This is a genomic window from Pseudomonas sp. MYb2, from assembly GCF_002979955.1.
GTDB lineage: Bacteria > Pseudomonadota > Gammaproteobacteria > Pseudomonadales > Pseudomonadaceae > Aquipseudomonas.
In genome coordinates this window covers 40975-57848 of the sequence record NZ_PCQC01000009.1, presented here as the reverse complement: position 1 = coordinate 57848, position 16874 = coordinate 40975, and the positions used below count along the sequence as shown (strand labels likewise).

Annotated in this window: 12 protein-coding genes and 1 riboswitch; of the genes, 7 read left to right on the top strand and 5 right to left on the bottom strand. The window is 59.7% G+C overall.

Going from position 1 to position 16874, the window contains the following annotated elements; translation table 11 throughout:
* Positions 1-43: 43 nt before the first annotated feature.
* On the top strand, positions 44-859 hold the full coding sequence (panB, locus tag CQ009_RS16975) for a 3-methyl-2-oxobutanoate hydroxymethyltransferase (protein ID WP_064390364.1): 816 nt from the start codon (positions 44-46) through the stop codon (positions 857-859).
* 6 nt (positions 860-865) lie between these two features.
* Here the strand turns inward: panB and CQ009_RS16970 are convergent, their stop codons facing one another.
* On the bottom strand, positions 866-2260 hold the full coding sequence (locus CQ009_RS16970) for a PLP-dependent aminotransferase family protein (RefSeq protein WP_105707610.1): 1395 nt from the start codon (positions 2258-2260) through the stop codon (positions 866-868).
* Between the two features lie 155 nt (positions 2261-2415).
* On the opposite strand from CQ009_RS16970, the gene CQ009_RS29850 reads away from it, so the two are divergent.
* The 6 genes from CQ009_RS29850 to CQ009_RS16940 all read left to right on the top strand — a co-directional run bounded on the left by CQ009_RS29850 (position 2416) and on the right by CQ009_RS16940 (position 13044).
* Entirely contained in the window at positions 2416-3345 is a 930-nt protein-coding gene (locus CQ009_RS29850; protein WP_146117550.1) for a hypothetical protein, read from the top strand.
* A gap of 257 nt (positions 3346-3602) precedes the next feature.
* Positions 3603-5429, top strand: a complete 1827-nt coding sequence (locus tag CQ009_RS16960; protein WP_105707607.1) for a serine protease — start codon at positions 3603-3605, stop codon at positions 5427-5429.
* Positions 5426-8494: an ATP-binding protein gene (locus tag CQ009_RS16955; protein WP_105707605.1), complete on the top strand. Its 3069-nt coding sequence runs from the start codon at positions 5426-5428 to the stop codon at positions 8492-8494. The genes CQ009_RS16960 and CQ009_RS16955 overlap by 4 nt, the downstream gene beginning before the upstream one ends.
* A gap of 16 nt (positions 8495-8510) precedes the next feature.
* Positions 8511-10508 carry a DNA/RNA non-specific endonuclease gene (locus CQ009_RS16950; RefSeq protein WP_177431000.1) on the top strand — a complete coding sequence of 666 codons (1998 nt, stop codon included), beginning with the start codon at positions 8511-8513 and terminating at the stop codon, positions 10506-10508.
* 16 nt (positions 10509-10524) lie between these two features.
* Positions 10525-12480 (top strand): patatin-like phospholipase family protein, encoded by a 1956-nt coding sequence (locus CQ009_RS16945; RefSeq protein ID WP_105707603.1) that lies wholly within the window; start codon positions 10525-10527, stop codon positions 12478-12480.
* A 72-nt stretch (positions 12481-12552) separates the two neighbouring features.
* Positions 12553-13044, top strand: a complete 492-nt coding sequence (locus CQ009_RS16940) for an SLATT domain-containing protein (protein WP_064390358.1) — start codon at positions 12553-12555, stop codon at positions 13042-13044.
* Positions 13045-13068: 24 nt separating this feature from the next.
* Here the strand turns inward: CQ009_RS16940 and CQ009_RS16935 are convergent, their stop codons facing one another.
* The 4 genes from CQ009_RS16935 to CQ009_RS16920 are packed head-to-tail and all read right to left on the bottom strand — an operon-like array spanning position 13069 to position 16533.
* Positions 13069-13269 carry a PLDc N-terminal domain-containing protein gene (locus tag CQ009_RS16935; RefSeq protein WP_064390357.1) on the bottom strand — a complete coding sequence of 67 codons (201 nt, stop codon included), beginning with the start codon at positions 13267-13269 and terminating at the stop codon, positions 13069-13071.
* 50 nt (positions 13270-13319) lie between these two features.
* Positions 13320-14240, bottom strand: coding sequence for an ABC transporter substrate-binding protein (locus tag CQ009_RS16930; protein ID WP_105707601.1), 921 nt, complete (start codon positions 14238-14240; stop codon positions 13320-13322).
* The gene (locus CQ009_RS16925) at positions 14237-14596 is read right to left on the bottom strand and encodes a ferredoxin (RefSeq protein ID WP_105707599.1); all 360 of its coding nucleotides are present in this window, start codon (positions 14594-14596) and stop codon (positions 14237-14239) included. The genes CQ009_RS16930 and CQ009_RS16925 overlap by 4 nt, the downstream gene beginning before the upstream one ends.
* Positions 14596-16533, bottom strand: a complete 1938-nt coding sequence (locus CQ009_RS16920) for a TonB-dependent siderophore receptor (RefSeq protein WP_105707596.1) — start codon at positions 16531-16533, stop codon at positions 14596-14598. Before CQ009_RS16920 ends, CQ009_RS16925 begins: the two co-directional genes overlap by 1 nt.
* Before the next feature lie 91 nt (positions 16534-16624).
* A riboswitch (cobalamin riboswitch) is annotated at positions 16625-16831 on the bottom strand.
* Positions 16832-16874: the final 43 nt, after the last annotated feature.

Here is a 16874-nt window from a genome sequence, read left to right as displayed (position 1 = left end):
GCATTGATCACGCTTTACCGGCAATCGACTCCTGGGGGTGCGCATGAGCCTTCATCTTCGCAACAGACGCCTGACTGTGCCGCAACTGGTGGCCATGAAAGGTCAGGAGAAAATCGTTTCCCTCACGGCGTATTCCAGCCCCATCGCCAAGTTGATCGACCCGATCGTCGACTTTATTCTGGTCGGTGATTCCACGGCCATGGTCGGTTACGGCCGAGCCTCGACACTGAGCATGCAGCTTGAGGAGATCATCGGCCACACCCGCGCGGTGGTCGACAGCACGCGCCTGGCCTGCGTGATTGCCGACATGCCGTTTGGCAGTTATCAGGAATCCCATGAACAGGCATTTCGCAATTGCGCGCAGGTGCTGGCGCGCACCGGTTGCGATGCGGTCAAGCTGGAAGCCAACAAGGCTTTGGCGTCGACGGTCGAGTTTCTGGTGGCGCGCGGTATTCCGGTCATGGCGCATGTCGGGCTGATGCCGCAGTTCGTCAACGTCATGGGCGGCTTCAAGGCACAGGGCCTGACTGCTGAAACGGGTGCGTTGATTGCCGAAGACGCTCGGGCCAATCTCGACGCCGGCGCCTTCAGCCTGGTGCTGGAGGGCGTCGCTGAAGGCGTGGCCCGGCAGATTACCCTGGACTCGAAAATGCCCACCATCGGCATTGGCGCCTCGCCTGCCTGCGACGGGCAGGTGCTGGTCACCGAAGATGTGCTGGGCCTTGGCGGTGAGCATTTGCCGCGCTTCGTCAAACGCTACGCCGACGTCGGCGCGGTGATTCGTGATGCGTGTGCGCGTTTTGCCGACGATGTGCGCGATGGCCGCTTCCCGGAGGCGCGCCATTGTTATGGGCTTTGAGCGCGGCTAGGGTTCGGCGCCGATAGCCTGCGCCAGTGTCTTCAGCGCCTGAGCAATGTCCTTGTCCCAGTCGACGGTGTAGCTCAGGCGCAGATGCTGTTGCCATGCCCCTTGCTGGCTGAAGATTTCCCCGGGGGCGATGACGATGCGCTCAGCCAGCAAACGCTCGAACACCCGTTGCATGTCTACCGGATGCAGCGCTTTGAGCCAGAAGCTGGCACCGCCGTGCGGGGCGATCGCTTGCCAGCGGCCATTGGCGTGTTGCTCCAGCAACGTCTGCATCTGGTGCATGCGCTGGAGCAATATCGTTCGCAGCGTTTTCAGGTGCGGGTCAATGCGCTTGGACAGGTAGAGCCTGGCGATGGCTTTCTGTCGAATCGTCGAGAGACGAAAGCCGCGCTCAAGAAAGGATCGTTGCAATTGCGGCCCTTGCTGGCGGCACAGAACATAGCCGTAAGGGGCTTCGGCACCGATGATCTTATCGAAGGTCGAGAACACCAACAGCCTGTCCGGATCGGCAAAGTCGCGATAGCGCGCGGCTGTGGGAGAGAAACAGAACTCGCCCCAAGTGTCATTTTCGAACAGCCAGATATCGCGCTCGGCCAGGCAGCGACAGATCTGCTGTTTATCCTGCGCCGGCATCAGCGCGCCCTGGGGGATATTCACCGTTGAGGAAAGCACGGCCAGGCGCACCGGTTCGCGCGTGAGCACTTCGTTGAGCGCGGGCAAGTCGAAGCGCCCGTCGTCGCCGAGCGGGATTTCGATCACACGAATCCTCGCTGCCTGCAACTGACGCAAAATCGCCCACGAGCAGGGCGATTCCACCAGTGCGACGCTGCCATTGAGGTCCAATGCAGTCAGCGACAATTCGAACACGCTGCGCAAGTCCGCGCCGATATACACCTGCTCGGCCTGCCAATGATTTTCAGCGGAACGGGTGTAGCGTTCGGCCACGGCAGCGCGTAATTCGGCCTCGCCAAATGGCTGATACAGCGGCGCGCGAGACTGCGGGTATTGGCGAGTCAGTTCGCGCTCGATCATCAACAACGGCTGCTGCAGAGACAGCAGCATCGCCGGGGCATCGCTGCTCAGCGCAAGCATGCCCGGCTGACGGGCGCTGGCGAAGACGTTATCCAGCAAATTGCCTGAGCGGGGCGTCACAGGCATCGCCGACACTGCTCGGGTGAAATAACCGAATCTGGCTTTGGCGTGGATTCGGCCCTCGTCTTCGAGCAGCGCATAGGCGTATTTGGTTGTCGACACTGAAACGCCGAGACGCTCGGCCAGTTGCCGCAGGGACGGGAGTTTCTGCTCGTTCGCGCCAGTGGCTGTCTCGATCAGGCCGACGAGATAGTGATAGACCGCCTGATAGGCGAAAGAAGCGTCCTTGCGTGTCGTCACGCGGTGATCCTTAAGGGGCGAGTCGGTCAGAATTCTACTGGCATGGGCAAATACCAGAAACGTCACTTCCGGCAACGATCTTCGAAGTCGGCTATACCCTAACCGGGTATGGCGCAGTGCCATATCCGTGCAAGTTACAAGCATGGAGCGTGAATATGCGAAATCAACTGCTGGTAGCCGTTTCGTTGCTGGCGTTAGGGGGGTGTCAGTCAATAAAGATTCTGATGACCGATACCGTGGAGCCTGCCAGTGGCGAAGGCGAGAAAACCCGGGTTATTCCGATTGTAGTAGAAACGTTCAAAGGAAACGGTTCGCAGTGGGAACAGCTATTCGGAACCGCTGATCAATACGCATGGGCAAATAAGTGCCATGTCTCATTGCCTGATCGCAACTTAGAGACGGCGCCGGTTCCTGCAGCAGTGTTAACAGCGGTGGGTGGTGTCGTGTGGGGGCTGGCCGTTGATGCGGTCAACTCCAAAATAGATGAAATACAAGAGCGATCCGTCAAGTCCTGGGCAGCGACATGGACGGGAACCAGAGGTGGCTTGAAAGTCCCGCAATGCTTTGCGGTGGTGCGCGTCAGTGCCGAAAAGGTGCCGAAAGCGCAGATGGCGATCCTGTTCGAAATCAAGGGCGTCAATACCGGTAACGCAAATGCGCCAGCGGTTCAGTGGGCGCCGTTATTGGTTGCGTCGCGAACGAGTCTGGCGCTGACCAAGCGCGAAGGAGAGGCCGGCACCATCGGACTGTCGCTGTCAGTAGCGGCGAAATCTTTCAAGGAGGGTGAGTTCACGGTCAAGGCGAGTGACCCGATCAGTGTCAGCGGCATTGTTGTGTCTACGCCAGGAGAGAATGCGCCGCTTCACGTCAAGTCAGTGACGGATGACCAGTATTCGGACCCTTTGCAGTTTTACGCGAAAGACGATGCGGCGAGTGTCTATCTGAAGTTTGCCATTGTCGAAAGCGGTTCGATGGCCGGCTTGAACACCAAAGCCAAGGCCGAGTTCAAGGCGTGGACCGACGCACTGGGACCGGTTGCAGCGGATGCCTGGAAGAAAAAACTGACTAAAGCGGATGATGAATGATTTTCAGGTTGTAGCGATGTTTTTCAAGAGGCTGGCGGTCACCGAGCAGGGGATCGTCAGTTATTTTTTGGCGGGTGCGATTTCATTGTGCTATTACCATAGGACCTCATCCGCAGTGCCCTTTGGTAAAGACGCCTACGCAAGTATCAGCGCCGCAGTAGGGAAGGATCCGAGAAACACTGGACCAGGGCCTCGCCGTAGTCTTGCGTCTCCCTCTGTCTTGATTGCTTTCCTGTGCGCTGGAGGCTAGACGTGAGATGCCTGTCCCGGATGATGTTGCAGATCAGCTGAATTTTGAGGCTGAAGATCTTGAGCGAATCTTCAATGACCCTGTCGCTTATGCCCAGGCTGTCGAGGTGTTGGCGCAGATGCGGCTGGGGCGAGACGATACCCCAAGCGCTGACGGTCTGAATGCCGGTGCCGATGGCGTCGATGTAGATCGGGCCAGCAACTGGATCGAAGTGCTCAAGCTCAAGGATTGTCTTTCCTCGTTCCTGTTGGGGCTACGCGGGCGAGGTGTCTGGCCTGCACCAGCCGTTGATCCTCCCGTAGACCCCGACGATTCTGCAACGTCATTCGATACTAAAAAGTTAGGTGATTTTCTAGTCCGGCTGGAATCCTTTCGATGCACGATCCGCGTTCAAGGGAATGTGAAAGGCTCCGGCATTCTGGTCGGACCAAGTTCGGTTCTGACCGCTTGGCATGTCATTGCCAAGGCGGGGCAAAAGCCCGAGCAGGAGTTGTTATCGAAAATCGATGTGGTGCTTGCAGACGGGCGCAAGATCGACGTTGCATTGTTGTCGGCCTCATCGCCTTGTGGTGAGGTGGAGTGGCCTCCAGTGGGTGGCCGCGCACCCAAAAATGACAGCGAAGTCGAACATGCGCACGATATTGCGCTGTTGCGTCTGAAAAAGCCGGCCGGCATTCATCTGACTTACGCGAACCTTGCCGCACCGCCCTATGCGTTCAAGGGGACTCCCGATGTAATGTTGGTTTCCTACCCAGAAGGCCAGTGGGATGGTATTGAGTTCGCCAGACTGCAACGGCTGCGTAATTTGACGGCGCGCTGGGGCTATAGCACGCGCACAAACAAGACAGGCTCTTCGGGCGGCGGTTGCTTCGACAACCAATTCGCTTTGACAGGTATACATCAAGGACGAGCGCAAGGCCTTGGCCGGCTGATCCCATTGATTCGTTTCCATGAGCACGTCAAAGAGGCCATCGCCAACGACGAACTGCCCCCAATGCTCTGGTCGCTTGACGGCACCCCGCAGAGCAATTTGATTGTCGGGCGCGACGACTTTTTCATTGGCTACCAGACCGCCATGCGCGGGTCGCCACGCGCCAGAGGGTTATGGATTCGCCGGGTCGATCTAGTCAATGATCTGTCCGGTTTGCCTTTCACCTTCCTGATGCTCGAAAGCCTCGTGGCACGCAGCCCGAGCACTCGTCTGATCCGCATCAGTTTCGATGCGATTGTCCATGACCTGCCGAATGAAATCGCCCGCCGCGCAACCGACGCCGGGCTGAGCGTCCAGCCGCCGACGCCCCAGGCTGGCGCAGGCATCGACCAGACCGAGCCTGAGGCGATGATCGCTGATCGTGCCCGGCGCGTGGCGCAATCACTCAATGAACGTGCGCATGAGCAGGGCATTCGCCTTTGGGTCTTCTTCGATCACCCGGCGGTCATGTTCGGCGATGAGCCCCGGTGGGCGTTGACCGCCTTCGTCGATCAGGCTATGCGCCTGGAAAACCTGAGGATTGCCCTCGCAGGTTTTGAAGCCGTGCAGATGCCCGGTGCGCAGTTCGAGTTTCCCGGCGACGCCCTCGGTGAGGGGCCGCCCGGGCTGATGACCGAGTATCTGTCACACGTTAATGCCAAAGATCTCTTGAGCCTTATCGATACCGCAACTCGCGACTTGAGACGCCCCATCAGCAGGGAGTTCGCCGAGGAATGGGTGGAGGAGGCACTGGAAGGGCTTGTCCCTGTCAACGGACAGTACGGCAGCACTTTGCGCACCACGATTGCCGAACGGTTGCAGAAACGCCTGCAAAAACTTTGCAAAAAAGGACCTCGGCCATGAATTCCACCAAGGAGAAGGATGCCTTACTGTTTGCTGCGCTGTCCGGGCCTTTCAAGCCAGGCCAGGCACTGACGACGCTAAAAGCTGCGAGCGGGCCTGGGGAGTTCGCGATGGCGGCGACCCGTTTGGCTGACTTTTGCGATACCCGACCCGCCGATGCAGAAGGCTTCTGGCTCATTCGCACACCAGCTCGCCACGCACTTCTCGAAGCCTTGAGCGAGCCGGCATTGGTCGCAGGCGTGGCGAAACGGCGTCGTATCGAGACTGATCAACAAACCCGGGACCTTCTCGCCGTACTGCTGGACGAGCCGCCGCTGTCACGCGCACAGATTGAGGAAACTCTGCAAACGGCGCGTGAACGGGAGGCATTCGAGCGCATCATTCTTGCGCTTGATCGAGCAGGGGCACGTGCGCCGAGCCACGATCTGCTGGCACAGGCACGCGCGGCGCTGGTCAGGTTGGACCGGGAAAAGAAAATGGCGCAGGTTGCCGAGCGCGGATTTTTCGGCCGAGAAATGGAGTATGCGCGAGTCGCCGCATGGCTGGACTTTCCTGCGTTGGCGCCGCCTGCGAGTTGTCTGTTTCTGAGTGGGGCACCGGGTATTGGCAAGTCGACGCTGTTGGCGGAGTCGGTTCGGCGCACTTACGCGCAGCAGCGGCCGTTGATCTTGCGGCTTGATTTTGACCGCGCCGGGCTCGATGTCCAGGATTTACTGGGCCTGACCATGGAGGCCACGCGACAGCTCGCAGACCAGATGGATAGCGGCATCAAGGAGTTGCAAGACGCTCGACTCAAGGCCGGCGAAGTGTTCGACAAGGAAAAGGCCAGCCATTCGACCCAACGTCATGCGCTGCCAACCACCCTTGTCCGCCGGTTGGGCGCGGCGGTCGCCTCATCACGGCGCCCGGTGCTGGTGGTTCTCGATACGCTGGAGGTGCTGCGCAGTCGCGGCGAAACCCATCCGGTCAGACTGTTCGATTGGCTCGACAGTCTGCTGGAGCACGGCGTGAAGCCAATGCACGTACTGGCGGCGGGGCGCGGTGACGCGCTCGACAGTGTGCAGCGCATAGCCGACAAACTGTCGAATAGCCGTCCCCGACACCTTGAGCATTTCGAACTGATGGGGCTGGATCACCCTGCGGCCAGTGAGTTTCTGTTCAAGCTCGGTGCACCGCAGCGCTACTGGCGTGAATTACTTGAACTGGCCCAAGGCAATCCGCTCAAGCTGCGCTTGGGGGCTGAAATCGCCAAGCGTACCGGCGACAAACGCTTGCCAAGGCGTAAACGCGGCGAAGAGATCAGCTCGGCGTTCCTCTACAGATTGCTCCTGTCGCGTATCGACGACCCGCTGCTCAAACGGCTGGCCCACCCGGGCCTGATCGTCAGGCGTATCAATGCCCAAGTGATTCGCGAAGTTCTGGCACCGGCATTGGGCCTTGGCAAGCTGACCATTGAGCACGCGGAAAAGCTCTGGGAACAATTGGCGACGCAGCACTGGCTGGTCGAGCCCGATCCCGGCGCACCGGGGTTTCTCAAACATCGCAGCGATATGCGCGCATTGTTGCTGCCTCTGCTTTACAGCTCCAGCGCGGTCAAATCGGCACGAGTGGATGCGGCGGCGCTGCGCTGGTTTGCCAAGCTCGATCAGCCTTGGGCTCAGGTTGAAACGGTGTATCACCAACTGCAACTGACTCGCGTGGGAAATACGCTGCCGAGCGTGCCCAGTCAAATTGCCGCGCAGTTTGATGAACAGACGCTGGAAGAGTTGCCCCGCCCGGTGGCTGACGGCTTGCGCGTCATTCGCGGCGAGCGCACCAGCGAGTTGCGTGGAGACTGGTCGACCGGTTCACCGGGTCGCGAGGCGGTGATCGTGCGTGAAAGCCTGACGATACTCAAACGTCAGGACTGGGTGGAGGGCGCATATCTGGCGCGCAGCATTGTCAGTGAGGGCGACCTGGATGTTCGCTCACCGGCGGCAGACGCGGTGCGCATGCTGCTTTGGCGATCGGGGCAGTGGGCTGAGGCGAAGCGCTGGCTGGCGGAGCGCGATCGCTTCACCGACTCAGACGCTGACGTTTATGAGTTGCCAGAAGAGCTGGCATTGGTTCGGCTGGAAATGCGTGCCGAATTCAGCCCGGATCGGCTGCGTCAGCGCTGGCGGGAATGGCAGCCTGGCATAGAACGCCTCGCCCAGGCGGCGGATTCGGCGAGTGACGACTGTGCTCATCTTGGGGCGCTGGCGTTGTTGATGGACAATCTGTCCACGCCTTGCGAGTTCACTTATCGGCAAAAACGCAATGGTAATTTCGCCGCAGCAGCTCGCAATGTCTGGCTTGACGGTTCGGGCGACAGAGCAGCCGGGGCGGTCGATTTCGGTTATCAGCGCATGGCTCGCTTCATCCCGCAGAACGCTACACAGAATGCATTCGAGACCGGCCGGGTACTCGCCACACTGACGCCGTATGCGTCTTTCGCCAAAAACCTGATGGTAATACCGCAGAATCGCGAGTTACTCGGTGCCGCCGAGCGTTTTGCCGATATGGTCGGCCGGGCTGGCGGGCTGATTGAACAGTGGCCACCAGAACCTGTACGGATGAACTCCAACGACCCTTTGGGTACGTTGACCGACATAGGTCTTTTTGCCGACTGGGCACAGGCCAGTGCATTTGTCGGCCGCGACGAAAACCTCTTGCTGATTGGCCGCGCCGCCGAGCGCTGGCGACGAACCATGGCCGGTAATTGGTCGATCGGGCGGCGGTTTGGCCGTTGGAAGCAGCGCCCGTTGCTGGATAACACCGTCGAGGCGCGCTTGCGTTTCCTGCTCGGTTCGAAAAATCCTTTGCAACAGGCCCAGGAGCAGCTGCGGGTGTGGGATGAAAGCATGCCCTCTGCTGCGCTGTGGTCGTTGTTACGCAAACGGATCAATGCACCATTGGTTGTGCAAAAAGGCCAGTCTGCGGATCCGGAATTACCTCGCGTTATTACCCGTCAACTGCTGTCGCGCGCAATCCCCGCACTATTCGCGCCTGCACTGACAGTTTTGATCCTGCACGGTGAACTGTGAAACAGGGGAGGTTGGCATGACGAACGAAGAGCGGATAAACAACTTGAAAGCGAAGCTGACGCCAGAGATGGAAGCGGCGGTTCAAGAAGCTTTCAATAGCGGCCGGCTACCGGAATCGCTATGGGGCGGATTCTCCGACGCGAGTCTTGAGTCCATAAAAGCCGGTGGTGGCCTTGAGCCGATACTGGGGCAGGGTACCCCGGGTAATTTCGAGGCGATAATCAAACTGGTCGGGCGCCCATCAATGTTGGTCAGTAATGACCGCGTGGAGCTGCAACCTTTGCCGAAATTGCCGCCGCAAACCTCCACCTTGATCCGTGGTGTCGAGCAGTGGATTCCCTCGGTGGGTCGCATCGAGTTTCGCAATCATCATATGGCTTGGGGCGGTACAGGCTGGGTGGTAGAGCATTCCGGGGCGGGCGCGCTGGTCGTGACTAATCGTCATGTTGCCAAACTGGTCGCCCTCCGTAACGCGGATGGCACCGGGGTGTTCCTGCGCAACACATCCGGCATACGCATGGGCGCCGCCATCGATTTTCGCGAAGAAGTCCACAGCCAGGTCGGCGACAACAGCCGTACTGTAGCGCTGACCAAGGTTCAGTATCTGGCCGACGATGCCTCCGCCGACGTCGCCTTGCTGTTGATCGAGGCGGCAGACTTTGCCTTGCCTACCCCCATGCAACTGATTGAAGACACTGAGTCTGTTCAAATAAACGATCTGGTCGCATTGATCGGCTATCCGGCCTACGACTCACGCAATAACGCCGATGCACAAGCGAACTACTTCGGCCAACTCTATGAGGTCAAGCGCTTCGCTCCGGGTTTGATCATGCAGCCGCCAGGCGCCAATCAGGTACTGTCCTATGACTGCACAAGCCTGGGCGGCAACTCCGGTTCGCCGGTGATCCGCCTGAGCGACGGCAAGGTTGTCGGCTTGCATTTCAGCGGGGCTTACCTGCAGGAGAACAGTGCGGTTCCAGCGGCGCGGATACGGGAACTGGTACGGGGTCTGCGTCCGGTTTCCGTGCAGTTGCAGGCGCAGGCGCACACGACTGCACTGGTTGAAGCCGCCGATGGCAGCCACAACGCCGCCTGGTTCAGTCAACGAAAAGGCTTCGATACAGCCTTTCTGAAAACTGCTGAGACAACGCAGACGGTCAAAACCCCTTGGCCCGTATTGAGCGCAGATCTGGAGCTTTCTCTTGCCGTGCCAAGTGACACCCCCGAGCAACCCAATGAGCTGCGCTACACCCATTTCGGCGTCAAGTATTCAGCCACCCACAAACTGCCATTGATCACTGCCGTGAACATCGATGGCGCGGCAGCCGTGCGGATCAAGCGGGGTACCGACAAGTGGTTTGCCGACGAGCGAATTCCCCGGGACATTCAACTCGGGGCGCAAAACTTCCAGGACGAAGAGATCGACCGCGGCCACATGGTTCGACGTGAAGACCCGAACTGGGGCAGCCAGCAGGAAGCCGAACAGGCCAACTTCGACACCTTTCACTACGTCAATGCCGCCGCGCAACACTCGCGGTTGAACCAGGGCAAGGCACTCTGGCAGGGTCTGGAAAACTACATTCTTGACAGCGCACGCACCCATGGTTTCAAGGCCTGCGTGTTTACCGGTCCGATCCTGCGCAAGCAAGGCTCAGAAGAGATTGAAGTATGTATTGACGGCGCCATTGCGCCGCTGGAGTTCTGGAAACTGGTCGCGACCCTCGATGCTGAGGGCAAAGCGTTGCACACCACGGCCTACGTTCTGAGTCAGGGCCAGTTGTTACGCGATCTTCTGGAGAAACGCTCCCGGCACGAGGCGGTGGAAGGAATCGAACTGGGTCCTTACCGCACATTCCAGGTGGCGATTGTCGATTTGGCAGAGGCGACGGGTTATGACTTCAGTGCCTATGTCGCCAGTGACCCGTTGACCGGTATTCAGGCCGGACAGGAAGCCGTTGCCCACGGCGAGCCAGTGTTCATGCAACTCGCCGAGCTGAGCGAAATCATTCTTTGAAGGGTAAGGGAGCGAGATGCCTGAGTTAAATCAAGCTGTCGACAGCGAAGCCATTGACCCGCAAAGTCAGCCGCCGCAGCCATTTGCAACCGAGTGCGATCTGGTGATGAAAGGAGGCATCACCAGCGGCATCGTCTACCCATTGGCGATCAAGGAACTGTCCAGCGCGTTCCGGCTGCGCTCCATTGGCGGTACCAGCGCAGGCGCCATTGCTGCCGCTGCTGCGGCGGCGGCAGAACTGGGGCGACAGCGCTTCGATGCCGGGCTGGTAGCCGCCGACCCCGAGGGTTTCGTCAAACTGGCCAAACTGCCTGGGTACCTGGGTTCGCCGTCTGCGGACGGGCGGGGCACAAAACTCTCAGCGCTGTTCAAACCGTTGCCGGCGCTGCGATCAATCTTCGATGTATTGATGGCCTGTGTGTCTGATCAGCAGCCCGGCGCACGTATCCTGGCGGTGCTGGCGACTTTGCTGCGTCGTCATTGGTTGGCCGCAGGACTGGCGCTGATCGTGGGAACGCTGCCCCTGTGGTTCAGCGCATCGAGTTGGGCTGTGGCGCTCTGGCTTTTGGGCTTCAGCGCTTTGCTGGTGGCGGGCACCCTGATCTGGCGATCCGCCCGACTGCTTTTTCAGGAACTGCCGGACAATGGCTTCGGCCTCTGCTCGGGCATGCCCGAAAACGACGATCCGCAGCAAGATGAAGCGCTGACCCAGTGGCTGAGCGGCTACATCGATGATCTGGCCGGCCAGGCACAGGCGTTTCCCGGGCAACAGAAACCACTGACCTTCTCTGATCTCCAGGCACATGGCATCGACCTGCAGATGATGACCACTTGTCTGACGTTGGGCAGGCCTTTTCGACTGCCATTCGATGATGACGAGAACGTGCGCGAGAACAAACAGTTCATGTTCAGGCGCTCCGAGTTCGCCAAGTTATTCCCGGCACACGTCGTCACCTGGATGGTCGCCAACGCTCGGCCGCCAGCCGAAGATCAACGGCGCACGGACGCTGCCCCGGCAGATGTCGACGATCTGTTCAATTTGCCAGAGCCGGGTGATCTCCCAGTCATTCTGGCCGCGCGCATGAGCCTCAGTTTTCCGTTGTTGCTCAGCGCGGTTCCGTTGTACTGCATCGATTACCGCAAGAAGCTTCAGACGCAGCAGTACGTTGCCCCTGAGCGTTGCTGGTTTACCGACGGTGGAGTGGGCTCGAACTTCCCCATTCATTTCTTCGACAAGCCACTGCCGACTCGACCGACCTTCGGTCTTGACCTCGGCGTGGCCGACTCGGCAAGCGATCAGCGGGTCGTGTTCGCGCAGGATAACGGCGGTGCACGGCTGACCTACTGGCGGCGTTTTACCGAAGGAGGCGGGGCGGGATCGATCATCGGATTTTTGTCCGCTGCGCTCAGTGTGGCCAAGGACTGGAATCATGAAACCCTTTCACACCTGCCGGGTTTTCGTGACCGTATCGGCCTTGTTCGGCTGACCGCCGACGAAGGCGGGCTGAACCTCGCCATGCCGCAGAGCCGCATCTTGCAACTGAGTGAATATGGCGCGACCGCCGGGCGCGAGTTTGTGGCCCGCTTCGGCGCGCCTGGTAAAACCCTTGAAATGAACTGGGAAAACCATCAACTGATCCGTTTGCGGCTGCTGCTCGCATCGCTTGGCGAACAATTGCAGCATCTGGACAAAGGGCTGCAAGTGACAGCCGGCACGACGGGCGATTACAGCAGGTTCTTCAGCCAGCCTGTCGGCCCGCAATCCTATCGCTTCACGGGTCTTGGCCAATGGTCAGCGGACCCCGCGACAGGCTTGTATGGCAGTCAGGCAGGATTGGCCAAGTGGACGCTCGAGCAACTGCTGTCGGTGCCGCGCATGGCTGCGGCAAGCCAACAGACAACGCCCGGTACCCGCCTGGACAAGCGTGTACCCAAACCCTTGCCGGAGTTGAAGTTGCGCCCACGAATATGACCTGATCCGACCTGCAACCGATTGCCGCAAGCGCCGGTTTCTTCTTCGCAACGCACGTAGAGGATTGCACCGATGGGCCAGCTTGAACTGCTTGAAAAATGGCGCCGCATGGCTGTAAGGCTGCAGATTGAACACGAGGTCAGTGCGCGGGATTTCGAGCGAGTCAGCTGGAAACTGGGTATTCCCTGTGTTGCGCTTTCGGCAGTGGTGAGCGCCAGTGTGTTCAGTTCGATCAATGACCAATCGCTGGTCTGGCTGCGTTATCTGGCGGGATTTGTCTCGATCCTGACCTTGGTGCTGAGCTCGGTGCAAACCTTCCTGAATTTCGAGACGCGAGCCTCGGCGCATCAGGATACGGCGGAGAAACTGGGAGCGCTGGCGAGGGAAATTCAGGAGCAACTGGCCTCTGGCAGCCCAGAAGGCTCGCTGGCTGCCGTGGTGACCGATATGCGTAAACGCCTGGATACCATTTTGGCGGACGCACCCACTCTGCCCAAGTCGACGATTCGTCGACTGGGCGAGGGGATCACTGACCCCGACAAGCAAATGCCGGCCACGGTCTAAACGTTATCGAAGTTGCGGCGCAGGTCACGTTGCACGCTGGCTGACATGCTTGGGCCCCGCCAATGCCCAGGCAATCAAGCCGAACAACGGCACAAACACGATCAACACAATCCACACGCCTTTATTGCTCGATTTCCCCTCGCTCTTGCGCACCCGATTGATGGCCCAGAGTTCGATTAGCAGAAGAACTGCCGCCAGTACGATCCACACGGTTTCGATTTGCATTGGCTACCTCCTGATGGTCTGTTCGTTAGGTGGCGCGTGGTACGGCGGGTTCATTTATTTTTCTTCAATGCGTTGAGTTGACGGGCCAGATCCAAAGCGACGCGGCCGCTGTTGAAGTTCGGCAGCAGGTGGGTGAAGGGGATTTCGAGGATGCGCTTTTCGCGCACCGCGCGCAGTTGTGACAGCACCGGGTCGTGGGTCAACAGGTAGCGTTTGCGGCGGGCGGGAGACCATTCGGCATCGGCGAGCAGGATCACGTCCGGGTCGCTGTCCAGCAGGGTTTCGCGGTTGACGGTGACTCGGTACAGGTCGATGTCGGCGAACACATTGCGTGCGCCGGCGGCGGCCAGCAGCGGCGTGACGAAGCCGCGCTGGCCTTCGCTGTCGAGGCCTTTGACTTCGCTGTCGAGATAGAACACTGACAGCGGTTTGCCTGTGCCGGTCAAGGTACGGGCGCTGGCGAGGTCGGCTGCCATGGACTCGATCAACGCCTGGGCTTTTTGCTGTCGGTGCAGCAGCTTGCCCAGCGTCAGCAAGTCATTGCGCACATGCGCGAAGTAATCCAGCGAATGCCCGTTGCAGGCCGATTCCAGCAGATACGAACCGACGCCATTGCGCGCCAGTCCCGAGCGTGAGGTCACCCCGTCGCCGAATGCCGTGGCAAATCCACCAATCACCAGATCCGGTCTCTGTGCGTAAAGCACTTCGCTGGCCGGGTATTGCCGCGCGATCACCGGTACGCCGAAGTACTCGGATGGCAGTTGCCCGGCATCGGTGTCATCCAGATAGGCTACGCCGACCAGTGCTGGCCCGGCACCCAGTGCCAGCACGAGATCTGCCGCATGCTGATTGAGCGCGACGATGCGTGAGGGCGCAGCGGCGCGCCAGTCCTCGCCGCAATTACGGTAAGTGTCGGCGAGCGCCGGTGTCGTGCAGAGCAGGGCACCCAACAACAGCCACAACCGGCTCATGTCCGCGCCTTGATCAACAGATCCGCGACCACCTCACCGCCCACCAAATGCCCCTCGACCAGCCGCTGTACATCTTCCTTGCTGTGCACGCCATACCAGCAGCGTTCCGGATACACCGTCACGATGGGTCCTTGGTTGCACGGAAACTGACAGTGCGTGCGTGTCAGCAAGACCCCGCCCGGCGTTTCGATGCGGTCATGCGCGAGCAAATGCCGGCGCAGGGTTTTCCATAACTGCAAGGCGCCACGCTGGGTGCAGCGCGGGCCGGTGCAGAGGAACACATGGCGCGCGTGCTCGGGCACGTGCGACCAGTCCGGGTGCGTGTCGACGCCGTCGACGGTTTTGATCTCACTCATCAGAAGCGGTACGTGTAGCGCACTTCGGAGGTGAACGGCCGGCCGAGGTTATTGACGTTGCTCGAACGGCTGGTGACGTAATCGCGATCAAAGAGGTTTTCCACCTGCAGGCTCACGCGGTGCTGGTGGGCGTGGTCGAGGTAGCGATAGGCGTCGGCGTCGACCACTGAATAGTTGCCGTACTCGACCTGCTTCGAGCTTTTGATGTCGCGAATGTAGCGGATCGCCGCGCCGGCACCCCACAGGCGGTTTTCCGATTCATAGCCGACCCGCGAGCGGGCGAAGAAACTCGGAATATCGTTGATGGTCACACCCGTGCGCGACTCGGTGAGGTTGCGGGTCATGTCTGCTTGCAGGCTCCACTGCTCGTTGAGCGCGAGCTTGGCGTTGGCCTCGAAACCGCGCATCTGGATCGTGCCTTCGCCGTTGACCCACTGAATGTCATCGAGGGTGATCAGGTCGTCGATCTTGCGTTTGAACAGGGTCACGCTGGCGCTGAATTCACGATCCAGCAGGAAGCCTTTGTAGTCGACACCCAGTTCGGCGTTGCGGCTTTTTTCCGGTTTCAGGTTGCGATTGCCGATCTCGTCGCCCGGCTCGTTGACGAACAGTTGCTCGGCGTTCGGCAATTTGTAGGCGCTGCCGTATTGACCGCGCACCGACCAGTTGTCGTTGAGGTCATACAGCGAAGTGAGCATGCCGACCGTGGCGCTGTCACCGCCGCCCATGGCTTCGTGGCGTACACCGATGCTCGGGTGCCAGTCGGGCAGGGCGTCGATCTGCGGGCGCAATTGCGTGTAGAGCGCGTGGGCTTCGGCCTTGTCGTTGTCGATGATCAGCACATCGTCCTGGCCCTTGAACCACTGGTTGTCGCTGCCGAACACCAGTACATGGCCGCCGGGCAGTTCAGCCTTGCCTTCGGCCTGCACGCCCCAATCGGTGAAGCCCCAATAGTCGTTGTGGTTGATCACTCTGGTACCGCCGCCCTCGACGTTGTTAACGCGGGTGTAGCGCGTGTCCCAGTCGTTGATATGGCCTTTGACGAAGTAGCTCAGACGCTCATTGATGGTCTGCTCGAAAGTCGCCGTGGCGATCTGCTGTACGCGATCGTTGGTGGTTGTGTGGTTGTCCACCGGGCGGGCGAAGTCGAGGTTGGCGTCGGCGTATTGGTAGAACAGCTCCAGCCTCGCGTCATCGCCGAACGACTGAATCGCCTTGCCGCCAAACGTGGTGACTTCGTAGGCGCGGTTTTTCTCACTGACGTTTTTCATGTCGCGGTTGCGATACGGCTGATAACCGTCGGAGACGTTGTGGCTGACATACGCCAACAACCCGAGATCGCCGAAACCGTTAGTGAAGATATTTTCGACCCGCGCATCTTCGGTGGTGCCGCCGAAGCTGTCGACGCCCAGGTTGACCTCGCCGGAGGCTTTGCGCAATTGCGGGCTGCGGGTGACGATGTTGATCACGCCGGAAACGGCCTGAGTGCCGAACAACAGACTCTGGCCACCCTTGAGCACTTCGATGCGTTCGATGGCGTTAGCCGGCAGGGTGTCCAGATAGAGGCCACCGTACAGGCGATTGTTCAGGCGCACGCCATCGAGCAGGATCAGCGTGTCGTCGTTGCGCCCGCCCAGCAGCGAATAAGTGCCGTAGTCGAACGGGCCGTTTTTCGGCGCCACATACAAGCCGGGAATGAACATCTGCATCACGCGGCTGACATCGGCACTGGGCCCGGCGCGTTCAATCTGTTCGCGGGTGACGATTTCGACCTTGCTGCCGAACTTGGCCATGTCGGCGACCGTGGTGGACTCCACCGACGGTGCGGAAACGATTTGCTGATTGAGTTCCAGTGGCGCGTCATCGGCCAGCAGCAGAGGGCTGAACAGGCAGCCAAACAAGAGGGTTGGAGCAGAAGTGTTGAAAGGTCGAATCATTGTCTTCTCGAAAAGGATCTTCGCAGAAGAGCATGCAGGAGAAGGCATCGCGCACAGCCAATACCGGCCCATGCCCGCCCACCGCAGGATTTTGCCAAACGAAATTCCAGGCCGGTCTCCGGGCTCGCGCGTATCGAGGCTTTCACCTTCCCATGGCCGTGCGGCCACAGTGGTGTATCGAAAGCATCACGCGCATACCGTTGCGGGGGCAGCACCGGACTTGTTCGAAAAGAACGTACCGGTTTCCCGTTTCACCCCATGCACGGCGGCATGGGACACCTGAAACTGGGCGGCATCTGAACATTCGACAGACCGTTCGTCAACTTGCCGGTGCCGACTCT